Source organism: Pseudomonas sp. CC11G, from assembly GCF_056174845.1.
In genome coordinates, this window is the sequence record NZ_JBWBZC010000005.1 from 123,514 (window position 1) to 137,024 (window position 13,511).

13 protein-coding genes are annotated in these 13,511 nt (G+C 58.5%); 12 read left to right on the plus strand and 1 reads right to left on the minus strand.

The features are described from left to right. Nucleotides 1-83 precede the first annotated feature (83 nt). The 10 genes from sdhC (at nucleotide 84) to AC0V2S_RS08925 (ending at nucleotide 12,020) form a co-directional block, all read left to right on the plus strand. Nucleotides 84-470: a succinate dehydrogenase, cytochrome b556 subunit gene (sdhC, locus tag AC0V2S_RS08880; protein ID WP_178086468.1), complete on the plus strand. Its 387-nt coding sequence runs from the start codon at nucleotides 84-86 to the stop codon at nucleotides 468-470. Then, a complete protein-coding gene (gene sdhD, locus AC0V2S_RS08885) occupies nucleotides 464-832 on the plus strand; it encodes a succinate dehydrogenase, hydrophobic membrane anchor protein (RefSeq protein ID WP_108097309.1) in 369 nt (122 codons plus the stop codon). The genes sdhC and sdhD overlap by 7 nt, the downstream gene beginning before the upstream one ends. A gap of 3 nt (nucleotides 833-835) precedes the next feature. Beyond that, complete coding sequence (gene sdhA / locus AC0V2S_RS08890) at nucleotides 836-2,608, plus strand: succinate dehydrogenase flavoprotein subunit (RefSeq protein WP_475509417.1); 1,773 nt, start codon at nucleotides 836-838, stop codon at nucleotides 2,606-2,608. A 26-nt stretch (nucleotides 2,609-2,634) separates the two neighbouring features. Continuing rightward, a complete protein-coding gene (locus AC0V2S_RS08895) occupies nucleotides 2,635-3,339 on the plus strand; it encodes a succinate dehydrogenase iron-sulfur subunit (RefSeq protein ID WP_475509575.1) in 705 nt (234 codons plus the stop codon). Nucleotides 3,340-3,575: 236 nt separating this feature from the next. Then, nucleotides 3,576-6,410, plus strand: coding sequence for a 2-oxoglutarate dehydrogenase E1 component (locus tag AC0V2S_RS08900; protein WP_475509418.1), 2,835 nt, complete (start codon nucleotides 3,576-3,578; stop codon nucleotides 6,408-6,410). A gap of 77 nt (nucleotides 6,411-6,487) precedes the next feature. Then, the gene (odhB, locus tag AC0V2S_RS08905; protein WP_475509419.1) at nucleotides 6,488-7,717 is read left to right on the plus strand and encodes a 2-oxoglutarate dehydrogenase complex dihydrolipoyllysine-residue succinyltransferase; all 1,230 of its coding nucleotides are present in this window, start codon (nucleotides 6,488-6,490) and stop codon (nucleotides 7,715-7,717) included. Between the two features lie 65 nt (nucleotides 7,718-7,782). Then, entirely contained in the window at nucleotides 7,783-9,219 is a 1,437-nt protein-coding gene (lpdA, locus tag AC0V2S_RS08910) for a dihydrolipoyl dehydrogenase (RefSeq protein WP_475509420.1), read from the plus strand. Nucleotides 9,220-9,384: 165 nt separating this feature from the next. Next, on the plus strand, nucleotides 9,385-10,551 hold the full coding sequence (gene sucC, locus AC0V2S_RS08915) for an ADP-forming succinate--CoA ligase subunit beta (protein WP_108097304.1): 1,167 nt from the start codon (nucleotides 9,385-9,387) through the stop codon (nucleotides 10,549-10,551). Then, complete coding sequence (gene sucD / locus AC0V2S_RS08920) at nucleotides 10,551-11,438, plus strand: succinate--CoA ligase subunit alpha (RefSeq protein ID WP_108097303.1); 888 nt, start codon at nucleotides 10,551-10,553, stop codon at nucleotides 11,436-11,438. Before sucC ends, sucD begins: the two co-directional genes overlap by 1 nt. 189 nt (nucleotides 11,439-11,627) lie before the next feature. Then, complete coding sequence (locus AC0V2S_RS08925) at nucleotides 11,628-12,020, plus strand: MAPEG family protein (RefSeq protein ID WP_108097302.1); 393 nt, start codon at nucleotides 11,628-11,630, stop codon at nucleotides 12,018-12,020. Between the two features lie 140 nt (nucleotides 12,021-12,160). Here the strand turns inward: AC0V2S_RS08925 and AC0V2S_RS08930 are convergent, their stop codons facing one another. Continuing rightward, nucleotides 12,161-12,361: a hypothetical protein gene (locus AC0V2S_RS08930; protein WP_475509421.1), complete on the minus strand. Its 201-nt coding sequence runs from the start codon at nucleotides 12,359-12,361 to the stop codon at nucleotides 12,161-12,163. Between the two features lie 176 nt (nucleotides 12,362-12,537). On the opposite strand from AC0V2S_RS08930, the gene AC0V2S_RS08935 reads away from it, so the two are divergent. Together AC0V2S_RS08935 and AC0V2S_RS08940 are read left to right on the plus strand one after the other, a co-directional pair. After that, nucleotides 12,538-13,044, plus strand: coding sequence for a PaaI family thioesterase (locus AC0V2S_RS08935; RefSeq protein WP_475509422.1), 507 nt, complete (start codon nucleotides 12,538-12,540; stop codon nucleotides 13,042-13,044). Continuing rightward, entirely contained in the window at nucleotides 13,041-13,499 is a 459-nt protein-coding gene (locus AC0V2S_RS08940) for a PaaI family thioesterase (RefSeq protein ID WP_475509423.1), read from the plus strand. The genes AC0V2S_RS08935 and AC0V2S_RS08940 overlap by 4 nt, the downstream gene beginning before the upstream one ends. Nucleotides 13,500-13,511: the final 12 nt, after the last annotated feature.

Genomic DNA, 13,511 nt, shown 5'->3' on the forward strand with positions numbered 1-13,511 from the left:
CTGGTGGTTGTCACTCCCGGGGCAGTGGGTCTGACCAGTGCACTTCCCGACAACTTTGCCCTGATTGTTAGGGGCCCTTCCGTGTGAAAAAAGCCGTGAATAGCCAAAGACCTGTAAACCTAGACTTAAGGACGATCAAACTCCCAGTCACTGCTTACACGTCCATCTTGCACCGGATTTCCGGTGTCATCCTCTTTGTGGGTTTGGCGGTGCTGTTGTATGCACTCGACAAGTCCCTCGAATCTGAGGATGGCTTCAAGCAGGTGGCCGCGTGCCTGGCCAGCCCTCTGGCCAAGTTTGTGATTTGGGGCCTGCTCTCCGCGCTGCTGTATCACTTGGTGGCCGGTGTGCGCCATCTGATTATGGACGCGGGTGTCGGTGAGACGCTGGAAGGCGGCAAGCTGGGCTCGCAAATCGTACTCGTCGTTTCGGCGGTAGTGATTGTGCTGGCGGGAGTATGGATATGGTAACTAACGTCACGAACTTCTCGCGCTCCGGGCTATATGACTGGATGGCCCAGCGCGTGTCTGCGGTTGTACTCGCGGCTTATTTCCTCTTCCTGATTGGATACCTCGTGGTTCACCCAGGCCTGGACTACACCGTCTGGCATGGTCTGTTCTCGCAGAACTGGATGCGCATTTTCAGCCTTCTGGCTTTGGTTGCTCTGGGTGTTCACGCCTGGGTTGGTATGTGGACGATCTCCACTGACTACCTGACCCCGATGGCGTTGGGCAAGTGGGCGACCAGTGTGCGTTTTCTGTTCCAGGCAGCGTGTGGCATTGCCATGTTCGCGTACTTCGTCTGGGGCGTGCAGATTCTTTGGGGTATCTGATTCATGGCTAACATTAATACGCTTTCCTTCGATGCCATCATTATTGGTGGTGGCGGTGCCGGGATGCGCGCCGCACTGCAGCTGGCCCAAGGCGGCCACAAAACTGCAGTAGTGACCAAGGTGTTCCCGACCCGCTCGCACACTGTGTCGGCACAAGGCGGTATCACCTGCGCAATCGCATCGGCCGACCCGAACGACGATTGGCGCTGGCACATGTACGACACCGTCAAGGGCTCCGACTACATCGGTGACCAGGACGCTATCGAATACATGTGTTCCGTTGGCCCGGAAGCCGTGTTCGAACTCGAGCACATGGGGCTGCCGTTCTCCCGTACCGAACAAGGCCGCATCTATCAGCGTCCGTTCGGTGGCCAGTCGAAAGACTTCGGCAAAGGTGGCCAGGCTGCTCGTACCTGCGCTGCTGCTGACCGTACCGGTCACGCACTGCTGCACACCCTGTACCAGGCCAACCTGAAAGCCGGCACCGTATTCCTCAACGAATACTACGGCGTCGATCTGGTGAAGAACGAAGACGGTGCCTTTGTCGGCATGATCGTCATCTGCATCGAAACCGGTGAAACCTCTTATGTACGCGCCAACGCCACTGTTCTGGCAACTGGCGGTGCAGGCCGTATCTACTCGTCCACCACCAATGCCCTGATCAATACCGGTGACGGCGTTGGTATGGCGCTGCGTGCTGGCGTGCCGGTACAAGACATTGAAATGTGGCAGTTCCACCCGACCGGTATCGCCGGCGCTGGTGTACTGGTTACTGAAGGCTGCCGCGGTGAAGGCGGTTACCTGATCAACAAGCACGGCGAGCGTTTCATGGAGCGTTACGCTCCGAACGCCAAAGACTTGGCTGGTCGCGACGTTGTTGCCCGTTCTATGGTTAAAGAAATCATCGCCGGTAACGGCTGTGGCCCGGATGGCGACCACGTAATGCTGAAGCTCGATCACCTCGGTGAAGAAGTTCTGCACAGCCGTCTGCCAGGGATCATGGAACTGTCCAAGACCTTCGCCCACGTTGACCCGGCTGTTGCGCCGATTCCGGTTGTTCCAACCTGCCACTACATGATGGGCGGCGTTGCCACCAACATTCATGGCCAGGCGATCACCCAAGACGCTGAAGGCGTTGACCAGATCATTCCAGGCCTGTTCGCAGTAGGCGAAGTGGCGTGCGTATCGGTACACGGTGCCAACCGTCTGGGCGGCAACTCGCTGCTCGATCTGGTGGTGTTCGGTCGTGCTGCTGGTCTGTTCCTGGAACAAACCCTGAAAGAAGGCGTCGACTACTCACGCGCTCGCCAGTCCGACATCGACGCTGCCATGGCGCGTCTGGACGGTCTGAACTCGCGTACTGAAGGTGAAGACGTCGCAAGCCTGCGTAAAGAACTGCAAAGCTGCATGCAGAACTACTTCGGTGTATTCCGTACTGGCGAATACATGCAGAAGGGTATTGCTCAGCTGGCCGATCTGCGCGTTCGCATCGCCAACGTGAAAATCAACGATAAGAGCCAGGCATTCAACACCGCTCGTATCGAAGCGCTGGAACTGCAAAACCTGCTTGAAGTGGCTGAAGCAACGGCTATCGCCGCCGAGGTTCGTAAAGAATCGCGCGGTGCTCACGCTCGTGAAGACTACGAAGATCGGGATGACGAAAACTGGCTCTGCCACTCCCTGTACTTCCCAGGGGATAAGCGCGTTACCAAGCGTGCCGTCAACTTCGCGCCGAAGACTGTACCGGCGTTCGAACCCAAGATCCGTACTTACTAAGGGTGGCTGCAATGTCCAATGCCAAACTGCTGCAAGTAAGCGTATATCGCTACAACCCGGATCAGGATGCTGCTCCGTTCATGCAGGATTTCCAGATCGATACTGATGGCAAAGACATCATGATCCTGGACGTTCTGGCTCTGATCAAAGAACAGGACGAAGGCTTCTCCTACCGTCGTTCCTGCCGCGAGGGCGTTTGTGGCTCCGACGGCATGAACATCAACGGCAAGAACGGCCTGGCCTGCATCACCCCGTTGTCGGCGGTGGTGAAGGGCAACAAGTTGGTCGTACGTCCTCTGCCAGGTTTGCCGGTAATCCGTGACCTGGTCGTCGACATGAGCATCTTCTACAAGCAGTACGAAAAGGTGAAACCTTTCCTGCTGAACAATACCCCGGCTCCGGCTATCGAGCGTCTGCAGACTCCCGAAGAGCGCGAAAAGCTCGACGGTCTGTACGAGTGCATTCTGTGCGCATGCTGCTCGACGTCCTGCCCTTCGTTCTGGTGGAACCCGGACAAGTTCCTCGGTCCAGCGGCACTGCTGCAAGCCTATCGTTTCCTGGCTGACAGCCGTGACACACATACCGAAGAGCGTCTGGCTGCACTCGATGACCCGTTCAGCGTATTCCGCTGCCGCGGGATCATGAACTGCGTGAACGTTTGCCCTAAAGGTCTCAACCCGACCAAGGCAATCGGCCACGTACGCAGCATGTTGTTGCAGAGCGGTATCTGATCTAAAGCTTTGTCAGCTGTACCTGCGGCGCCGACTATTCGGCGCCGCAGTTTAAGAACGAGTCGCTACCCAAAAGGCGGCGACTCTCATTTGAAAAATGACGACCAGCAGGGGCATCCGGGCTGGTACCCGGACTATCTGCGGGATCCGAAGTGGCTTTACCTGGTCGAGGTTAGGCGCGGTAATGTCATGCGGTTTCCACGCCGGTGGTGTCCCCTTACCGAGGGTGACCAAGCATGCAAGAAAGCGTGATGCAGCGCATGTGGGACAGTGCCCACCTATCCGGTGGTAACGCTGCCTACGTGGAAGAGCTCTACGAGCTCTACCTGCACGATCCCAACGCTGTGCCAGAAGAGTGGCGCACCTACTTCCAGAAGCTACCGGCCGATGGCAACGTCACCAATGACGTTTCCCACTCGACGGTACGCGATCATTTCGTGCTGCTGGCCAAGAACCAGCGTCGCGCTCAACCGGTATCTGCCGGCAGCGTGAGCAGTGAGCACGAGAAGAAGCAGGTCGAAGTCTTGCGACTGATTCAGGCGTATCGGATGCGGGGCCATCAAGCCTCTCAACTCGATCCGCTCGGTCTGTGGCAGCGCCCGGCACCAGCTGATTTGGCGATCAATCATTACGGCCTGACAGACGCCGATCTCGACACCACCTTCCGCACCGGTGAGCTTTACATCGGCAAAGAGGAGGCGACCTTACGCGAGATCTACGTGGCCTTGCAGCAGACATATTGCCGCACCATTGGCGCCGAGTTCACCCACATCGTCGATTCCGAGCAACGCAAGTGGTTCCAGCAGCGTCTGGAAAGCGTGCGCGGTCGTCCGACGGTTTCCCCTGAGGTGCAGAGCCATCTGCTCGAGCGTCTCACCGCCGCTGAAGGCCTGGAAAAATACCTGGGCACCAAGTATCCGGGCACCAAGCGTTTCGGTCTGGAAGGTGGCGAGAGTCTTATCCCGCTGCTCGACGAGCTGATTCAGCGTTCCGGTTCCTACGGCACCAAAGAAATCGTGATCGGCATGGCCCACCGTGGCCGTCTCAACGTGCTGGTCAACACCTTCGGCAAAAACCCGCGCGACCTGTTCGACGAGTTCGAAGGCAAGAAGAAGTTGGTCGAGCTGGGCTCCGGTGACGTTAAGTACCATCAGGGTTTCTCCTCCAACGTGATGACTCGTGGTGGCGAAGTGCACCTGGCGATGGCGTTCAACCCGTCCCACCTGGAGATCGTTTCGCCAGTGGTCGAGGGTTCGGTACGCGCTCGTCAAGACCGTCGCAACGACACCACCGGTGACAAGGTACTGCCGGTTTCCCTGCACGGCGACGCGGCATTTGCCGGCCAAGGTGTAGTCATGGAAACCTTCCAGATGTCGCAGACCCGCGGCTTCAAGACTGGCGGCACCATTCACATCGTGATCAACAACCAGGTTGGCTTTACCATCAGCAACCCGGAAGACGCCCGTTCCACCGAATACTGCACCGACGTCGCCAAGATGATTCAGGCGCCGATCCTGCACGTGAACGGTGATGACCCGGAAGCCGTGTTGTTCGTGACCCAGCTGGCCATCGACTACCGCATGCAGTTCAAGCGTGACGTGGTGATCGACCTGGTTTGCTACCGTCGTCGCGGCCACAACGAGGCCGACGAGCCGAACGGCACCCAGCCTTTGATGTACCAGCAGATCGCCAAACAGCGCACCACCCGTGAGCTGTATGCCGACGTGTTGACTCAGTCCAACAGCCTTGACGCTGAAAGCGTTCAACACAAGGTCGACGACTACCGCAACGCGCTGGACAACGGTCTGCACGTTGTAAAAAGCCTGGTTAAAGAGCCGAACAAAGAGCTGTTCGTGGACTGGCGTCCGTACCTGGGCCACACCTGGACTGCCCGTCACGACACCCGCGTACCGCTGAAAACTCTGCAGGAACTGGCCGGCAAACTGCTGGAAATTCCGGACGGTTTCGTGGTTCAGCGTCAGGTGTCGAAGATCCTCGAAGATCGTCAGAAAATGGCCGCTGGCGGCCTGCCGATCAACTGGGGCTTCGCCGAAACCATGGCGTACGGCACCTTGCTGTTCGATAAGCACCCGATCCGCCTGACCGGTCAGGACGTGGGTCGCGGCACCTTCTCGCACCGTCACGCGGTGTTGCACAACCAGAAGGACGCTGGCACCTACATTCCGTTGCAGCACCTGTACGACGGTCAGCCGAAGTTCGACCTGTACGACTCGCTGCTGTCGGAAGAAGCCGTACTGGCCTTCGAATACGGCTACTCGACCACCAAGCCGGATGCGTTGGTGATCTGGGAAGCCCAGTTCGGCGACTTCGCCAACGGTGCACAAGTGGTGATCGACCAGTTCATCACCAGCGGTGAGCACAAGTGGGGCCGTCTGTGCGGTCTGACCATGCTGCTGCCGCACGGTTATGAAGGGCAGGGGCCTGAGCACTCCTCGGCGCGTCTGGAGCGTTACCTGCAGCTGTGCGCTGAGCACAACATTCAGGTCTGCGTACCGACGACCCCGGCGCAGGTCTACCACATGCTGCGTCGTCAAGTGATCCGTCCGCTGCGCAAGCCGTTGATTGCCTTGACACCGAAGTCGCTGTTGCGCCACAAATTGGCCATTTCGACCTTGGAAGACTTGGCCGAAGGCTCGTTCCAGACAGTACTTCCAGAGATCGATACCCTCGATCCGAAGAAGGTAAAACGGTTGGTGCTGTGCAGCGGCAAGGTCTACTACGACTTGCTGGAAAAACGCCGCGCCGAAGGCCGCGAAGATATCGCCATCGTGCGTATCGAGCAGCTGTATCCGTTCCCTGAAGAAGACCTCGCCGAAGTGCTTGCTCCGTACAAGAACCTCGAGCACGTGGTCTGGTGTCAGGAAGAACCGATGAACCAAGGCGCCTGGTATTGCAGCCAGCACCACATGCGTCGTGTCACCAGCGCGCATAAGAAAGGTCTGTTCCTCGAGTACGCCGGCCGTGAAGGTTCTGCTGCTCCGGCCTGTGGTTACGCATCGATGCACGCCGAACAGCAGGAAAAACTGCTGCAGGACGCCTTTACTGTTTAACGCCTTCGTCCAAGAGCCGGCTGCAGCGATCCTGCCGCCGGCTTGCTGAAGAACCCGAATTTAAGGAACCGTACACAATGGCTATCGATATCAAAGCCCCGCAATTTCCGGAATCGGTTGCTGACGGCACCGTCGCTACCTGGCACAAGAAGCCGGGCGACGCCGTCAAGCGCGACGACCTGATCGTCGACATCGAAACCGACAAAGTGGTCATGGAAGTACTGGCTGAAGCCGACGGCGTTCTGGCCGAAATCGTCAAGAATGAAGGCGACACCGTACTCAGCGGCGAACTGCTGGGTAAGCTGGGTGATGCTGGCGCCGCTGCTGCTCCAGCCGCCGCTGCACCTGCTGCTACCGCAGCCGCCGCTCCGGCTGCTGCACCGGCTGCTGCCAAAGAAGACGTGATCCTCGCTCCAGCCGCGCGCAAGTTGGCTGAAGAGAACGGCATCGACGTCAACACCATCGCCGCCAGTGGCAAAGGTGGTCGCGTTACCAAAGAAGACGTAGTAGCTGCCATCGAAGCCAAGAAAAACGCTCCGGCTGCCGCTCCAGCCAAAGCCGCTGCTGCTCCGGCTGCCGCTGCACCGGTATTCGCCGCTGGCGACCGCGTGGAAAAACGCGTTCCGATGACCCGCCTGCGTGCCAAGGTTGCCGAGCGTCTGGTTGAAGCTCAATCGACCATGGCCATGCTGACCACCTTCAACGAAGTCGACATGACTGAAGTGATGGCTCTGCGCAGCAAGTACAAAGACCTGTTCGAGAAGACCCACAACGGCGTGCGCCTGGGCTTCATGTCGTTCTTCGTCAAAGCCTCGGTTGAAGCGCTGAAACGCTTCCCGGCCGTCAACGCCTCGATCGATGGTACCGACATCGTCTACCACGGCTACCAGGACATCGGCGTTGCCGTTTCCAGCGACCGTGGTCTGGTGGTTCCGGTTCTGCGTAACGCAGAGCTCATGAACCTGGCCGAAGTCGAAGGCGGCATCGCCAACTTCGGCAAGAAAGCTAAAGAGGGCAAGCTGTCCATCGACGAAATGACCGGTGGCACCTTCACCATCACTAACGGTGGTACTTTCGGTTCGATGATGTCGACCCCGATCGTCAACCCACCGCAAGCTGCCATCCTTGGCATGCACAACATTATTCAGCGTCCGATGGCAATCAATGGTCAGGTTGTCATCCGTCCGATGATGTACTTGGCGCTGTCTTACGACCACCGTCTGATCGATGGCAAGGAGGCCGTGAGCTTCTTGGTAACGATCAAGAACCTGCTGGAGGATCCGGCGCGTCTGCTGCTGGATATCTAATCCGTTCTCTGATCACGGCGGCCCCCACAAGGGGCTGGCCGGTTTCATCCGATAAGGAATGAGTTATGACGCAAAAATTTGACGTGGTAGTTATCGGTGCTGGCCCAGGGGGCTACGTAGCCGCTATCAAGGCCGCTCAACTGGGTTTGAAAACTGCCTGTGTCGAGAAGTATCAGGGTAAGGAGGGCAAAACTGCCCTGGGCGGTACCTGCCTGAACGTCGGTTGCATTCCATCCAAGGCGCTGCTGGACAGCTCCTACAAGTACCACGAAGCCCACGAAGGCTTCGCCATCCACGGTATTACCGCGCCGAACGTCACCATCGACGTGAAAGCCATGGTTGCCCGTAAAGACGGCATCGTTAAGAACCTGACTGGCGGCGTTGCCACCCTGTTCAAGGCCAACGGTGTCACCCTGCTCGAAGGCCACGGCAAGCTGCTGGCTAACAAGCAGGTCGAAGTAACCGGCTCCGACGGCAAAGCCGTTGTGTACGAAGCTGAAAACGTGATTCTGGCCTCCGGCTCGCGCCCAGTGGACATTCCACCGGCTCCAGTCGACCAGGACGTGATCGTTGACTCCACCGGCGCGCTGGACTTCCAGGCCGTACCGAAAACCCTCGGCGTGATTGGCGCTGGCGTTATCGGTCTGGAACTGGGTTCGGTCTGGGCGCGTCTGGGTTCGGAAGTAACCGTGCTCGAAGCGCTGGACAAGTTCCTGCCAGCCGCTGACGACGCCGTGTCCAAAGAAGCCCTGAAGATCCTCACCAAGCAAGGCCTGAAGATCAAACTGGGTGCTCGCGTGACCGGTTCGGCCGTGAAGAAGAAGCAAGTCACCGTCACCTACACTGACGCCGAAGGCGAGCAGAAGCAGGTGTTCGACAAGCTGATTGTGGCCGTAGGCCGTCGCCCGGTAACCACCGACCTGTTGGCTTCCGACAGCGGTGTCACCCTCGACGAGCGCGGATACATCTTCGTTGACGACCATTGCACCACCAGCGTTCCGGGCGTTTACGCCATCGGTGACGTGGTACGTGGCACCATGCTCGCCCACAAAGCCTCGGAAGAGGGCGTAATGGTTGCCGAGCGTATCGCCGGCCACAAAGCGCAAATGAACTACGATTTGATCCCATCGGTTATCTACACCCACCCGGAAATCGCATGGGTCGGTAAAACCGAGCAGGCGCTCAAGGCTGAAGGCGTTGCTGTCAACGTCGGCACCTTCCCGTTCGCCGCCAGTGGCCGTGCCATGGCAGCCAACGACACCGCCGGTTTCGTCAAAGTCATCGCTGATGCCAAGACCGACCGCGTGCTGGGCGTCCATGTAATCGGCCCGGCTGCTGCCGAGCTGGTGCAACAAGGTGCAATCGGTATGGAATTCGGCACCAGTGCCGAAGACCTGGGCATGATGGTGTTCTCGCACCCAACCATGTCCGAAGCGCTGCACGAAGCGGCCTTGGCAGTGAATGGCGGCGCCATCCACATCGCCAACCGCAAGAAGCGCTAACACAGCGACAACAAGAACCACGCCGGGCGGCCCGTTCGTGCGTCTTCTTTCGAAGACGTACTGCGGAATGCCCAGGCGGATCGTTTCTCGAAAACGGTCACAGGTGGCGCGGCAATTTTCACGCAGCGTCGAATGCGCAATACCTAACGAAGACGGTAGACAAGCATGAATCTTCACGAGTATCAGGGTAAGCAACTGTTTGCTGAGTACGGCCTGCCCGTATCCAAAGGCTTCGCAGTAAACACCCCGGAAGCGGCCGCTGAGGCCTGCGACAAAATCGGTGGTACCGAGTGGGTTGTCAAAGCCCAGGTCCACGCAGGTGGTCGCGGTAAAGCTGGTGGTGTGAAACTGGTCAAGAGCAAGGAAGAGGCCAAGGCCTTCGCCGCTCAGTGGCTGGGCAAGCGTCTGGTGACCTACCAGACCGACGCCAATGGCCAGCCGGTCAACCAGATTCTGGTTGAGTCCTGCACCGATATCGCCAAAGAGCTGTATCTGGGTGCAGTCGTTGACCGCTCCAGCCGTCGCATCGTGTTCATGGCCTCCACTGAAGGCGGCGTGGACATCGAGAAGATCGCTCACGACACCCCTGAGAAGATCCTCAAAGCCACTATCGATCCATTGGTTGGCGCTCAGCCGTACCAAGGTCGCGACCTGGCCTTCCAACTGGGCCTGCAAGGCGACCAGATCAAGCAGTTCACCCACATCTTCGTTGGCCTGGCCAAGCTGTTCCAGGACTACGATCTGGCTCTGCTGGAAGTGAACCCGCTGGTAATCAAAGCTGACGGCAACCTGCACTGCCTCGACGCCAAGATCAACATCGACGCCAACGCCATGTACCGCCAGCCAAAACTGCGCGCTATGCATGACCCGTCGCAAGATGACCCACGTGAAGCCCACGCTGCCAAGTTCGAACTGAACTACGTAGCCCTGGAAGGCAACATTGGCTGCATGGTCAACGGTGCTGGCCTGGCCATGGGTACCATGGACATCGTCAACCTGCACGGCGGCAAGCCAGCCAACTTCCTCGACGTAGGCGGCGGCGCAACCAAAGAGCGCGTTACCGAAGCGTTCAAAATCATTCTGTCCGATACCAACGTTGCGGCTGTTCTGGTGAACATCTTCGGCGGCATCGTTCGTTGCGACATGATTGCCGAAGGCATCATCGGCGCAGTGAAAGAAGTGGGCGTGAAAATCCCGGTGGTTGTGCGCCTTGAAGGCAACAACGCTGAACTGGGCGCCAAGGTACTGGCAGAAAGCGGCCTGAACATCATCGCGGCAACCAGCCTGACCGACGCTGCTCAGCAAGTCGTCAAAGCTGCGGAGGGCAAGTAATGAGCGTCCTGATCAATAAAGACACCAAAGTTATCTGCCAGGGCTTCACCGGCTCGCAGGGTACTTTCCACTCCGAACAAGCCATTGCCTACGGCACCAAAATGGTTGGCGGCGTGACTCCGGGCAAAGGCGGCACCACTCACCTGGGCCTGCCAGTGTTCAACACTGTTGCTGAAGCTGTAGCCAAAACTGGCGCTACCGCCAGCGTGATCTACGTTCCGGCTCCTTTCTGCAAAGACTCGATCCTGGAAGCTGCTTTCGGCGGCATCAAGCTGATCGTGTGCATCACCGAAGGCATCGCGACCATCGACATGCTGGAAGCCAAGGTCAAGTGCGACGAATTGGGCGTAGTCCTGATCGGCCCGAACTGCCCAGGCGTGATCACTCCGGGCGAATGCAAGATCGGCATCATGCCCGGTCACATTCACCTGCCAGGCAAAGTCGGCATCGTTTCGCGTTCCGGCACCCTGACCTACGAAGCTGTTAAGCAGACCACTGACGCCGGTTTCGGTCAGTCCACCTGCGTTGGCATCGGCGGTGACCCGATCCCAGGCTCCAACTTCATCGACATCCTGAAGCTGTTCCAGGAAGACCCGAAAACCGAAGCCATCGTAATGATCGGCGAAATCGGTGGTTCGGCTGAAGAAGAAGCTGCTGCTTACATCAAAGCCCACGTGACCAAGCCAGTGGTGTCCTACATCGCTGGTGTGACTGCCCCTCCAGGCAAGCGCATGGGCCACGCCGGCGCCATCATCTCTGGTGGTAAAGGTACTGCGGACGAGAAATTCGCCGCCCTGCAAGACGCCGGCGTTAAAACCGTGCGTTCGCTGGCTGATATCGGCAAGGCACTCGCTGAGCTGACCGGCTGGACCGCCAAAAACGCTTAAGCGTTTTGGCTAAAAAAACCGCCTTCGGGCGGTTTTTTTTTGCCCCGCCGATCTGTAGCTCTTTACCGAGTAAAGGCCACAAAAATCAAATGCTGAAACCATCAAGGCGTCAGCCGCGATCCTTGGAAAAGATGAACGACGCCGCTGCGCTACACTCCAAACGCAGCCCAATAACAAGGAGAACAACCAATGAGCTTGCCGTTCTGGTGTGTGTTTATCACGGCCGTTTTGATCTTCGTATCGAAGATTCCACTGGCCAGGGAAATGAACAAGGAGGGTGGCGGGTATGACAACCACCATCCGCGCGCGCAACAGGCGCGGCTAACGGGATTGGGTGCGCGGGCCTATGCGGCGCATCAAAACACCTTCGAGGCGTTCACGCTGTTCGCCGCCGCTGTATTGATGGCGGCGGTCACGCAGACCGCGGGCTGGCTTGTCGACACCCTGGCGGTGATCTTCGTGGTTTGCCGGGTGCTGTATCTGTTTTTGTACTGGGGCGACCTGCATTGGCAGCGTTCGCTGGTGTGGATCATCGGGTTGGTGTGCACGTTGCTCATCATGCTGAGCCCAACGTTGAGATAGCGTAACGGCTATCGAGGCTGAAGCCTCTCCCACAAGGAACCTGCATCTCTGTGGGAGAGGCTTTAGCCTCGATGCTTTTGATCTCCCGAAAACAACAAAGGCCCACATCTGTGGGCCTTTGTGCATTACGCAGCAACGAATTACTTGGCCGCGTCGTCGTGCGCTTCTTCAGCTTTCTGCTGCATGGCTTCGTTGGTTTTCTCAGCGGCGTCTTGGGCCGATTTGGCCGAGTCCTGGGCGGACTCCTTGGCGGACTCCAGCTTGTCTTCCGGGGTTTTATCGCAGGCGGCCATGGTCATGGTGGCGGCGAGCAGCAGGGCATAGGCAATTGGGTTTTTCATGGGCTTGGTCCTTTTTCGCTTTATCGGGGCGATTTTTCTCATCGCTGCGCTTTTGGAGCGTGACCTGCTGCGCGAAGTTCCAACCAAAGTCGCCCTTGCGACTGCCCAACGGCTCCCAACCGCTGGCCGGGCAGGTATGATGCGGCCCTTATGGATCAACAAGATAGGCCTTGAACATGAGCGATAGCCTCATTCTAGAGCGCGCCCAGCGCTTCCTGTCGGCGTTGCGCCACTGTCAGGTGTTGGGGTTGACCGTACACGCCATCGACAGCCAGCGCCTCACCCTGCGCCTGCCCTACAGCCGGCAGATTATCGGTAACCCGGAAACCGGCGTGATTCACGGTGGCGCCATCACCACCCTGATGGACACCACCTGCGGCATCTCCACCATCTGCGTGCTGCCAGACTTCGAAATCTGCCCAACCCTGGACCTGCGCATCGACTACATGCGCCCGGCCGAGCCCAATAAAGACGTGTTCGGCGTGGCCGAGTGCTACCGCGTCACGCCCAATATCATCTTCACCCGCGGCTACGCCTACCAGGACGACCCCGAGCAGCCCATCGCCAATGTGGTCGGCACCTTTATGCGCATGGGCAAAGGCGGGCAGGGCGACACCGAGCTGAAAAGTACGGCGGTCAAACCCGAGCAGTTGAAAGGCGCGATTGACGGAGGCAAGGCATGAGTGACGCACATCAGCCGCTCAACCTGAACCAACTGGTGCAGGCCGCGCACGAGAAAAACAACTACGACGAACTGCTGGAACTGACCCCCTACGCCAAGCTGCTGGGCATCGAATGCCTGCGCCTGGGCGATGACATGGTGTTCCGCATTCCGGCCAATAAAGACAGCATCGGCAACCCGATTCTGCCGGCCATTCATGGCGGCGTGATCGCAGGTTTTATGGAGCACAGCGCCATGCTCCACCTGCTGATGTTTATGGGCGCGCCACACTTTCCCAAAATCATCGACTTCTCGATAGATTACCTGCGCGCCGGCCACTATCGTGACACCTTCGCCTCCTGCCAGGTCTGGCGGCAGGGGCGGCGGGTAGCCAACGTGGCGATCACCGCCTGGCAAACCACCCGCAGCGAGCCGATCGCCACGGCGCGGGCGCATTTTAAAGTCGATGAGTCTTGAATCGCAGAACGT

What these genes read in the sequence shown, in the direction of transcription:
- AC0V2S_RS08940 (WP_475509423.1), top strand. Translation starts at nt 13,041, where the DNA reads ATGAGTGACGCACATCAGCCGCTCAACCTGAACCAACTGGTGCAGGCC.
- sdhD (WP_108097309.1), top strand. Translation starts at nt 464, where the DNA reads ATGGTAACTAACGTCACGAACTTCTCGCGCTCCGGGCTATATGACTGG.
- AC0V2S_RS08925 (WP_108097302.1), top strand. Translation starts at nt 11,628, where the DNA reads ATGAGCTTGCCGTTCTGGTGTGTGTTTATCACGGCCGTTTTGATCTTC.
- sucD (WP_108097303.1), top strand. Translation starts at nt 10,551, where the DNA reads ATGAGCGTCCTGATCAATAAAGACACCAAAGTTATCTGCCAGGGCTTC.
- AC0V2S_RS08930 (WP_475509421.1), bottom strand. Translation starts at nt 12,361, where the DNA reads ATGAAAAACCCAATTGCCTATGCCCTGCTGCTCGCCGCCACCATGACC.
- sucC (WP_108097304.1), top strand. Translation starts at nt 9,385, where the DNA reads ATGAATCTTCACGAGTATCAGGGTAAGCAACTGTTTGCTGAGTACGGC.
- sdhA (WP_475509417.1), top strand. Translation starts at nt 836, where the DNA reads ATGGCTAACATTAATACGCTTTCCTTCGATGCCATCATTATTGGTGGT.
- AC0V2S_RS08900 (WP_475509418.1), top strand. Translation starts at nt 3,576, where the DNA reads ATGCAAGAAAGCGTGATGCAGCGCATGTGGGACAGTGCCCACCTATCC.
- AC0V2S_RS08935 (WP_475509422.1), top strand. Translation starts at nt 12,538, where the DNA reads ATGAGCGATAGCCTCATTCTAGAGCGCGCCCAGCGCTTCCTGTCGGCG.
- lpdA (WP_475509420.1), top strand. Translation starts at nt 7,783, where the DNA reads ATGACGCAAAAATTTGACGTGGTAGTTATCGGTGCTGGCCCAGGGGGC.
- odhB (WP_475509419.1), top strand. Translation starts at nt 6,488, where the DNA reads ATGGCTATCGATATCAAAGCCCCGCAATTTCCGGAATCGGTTGCTGAC.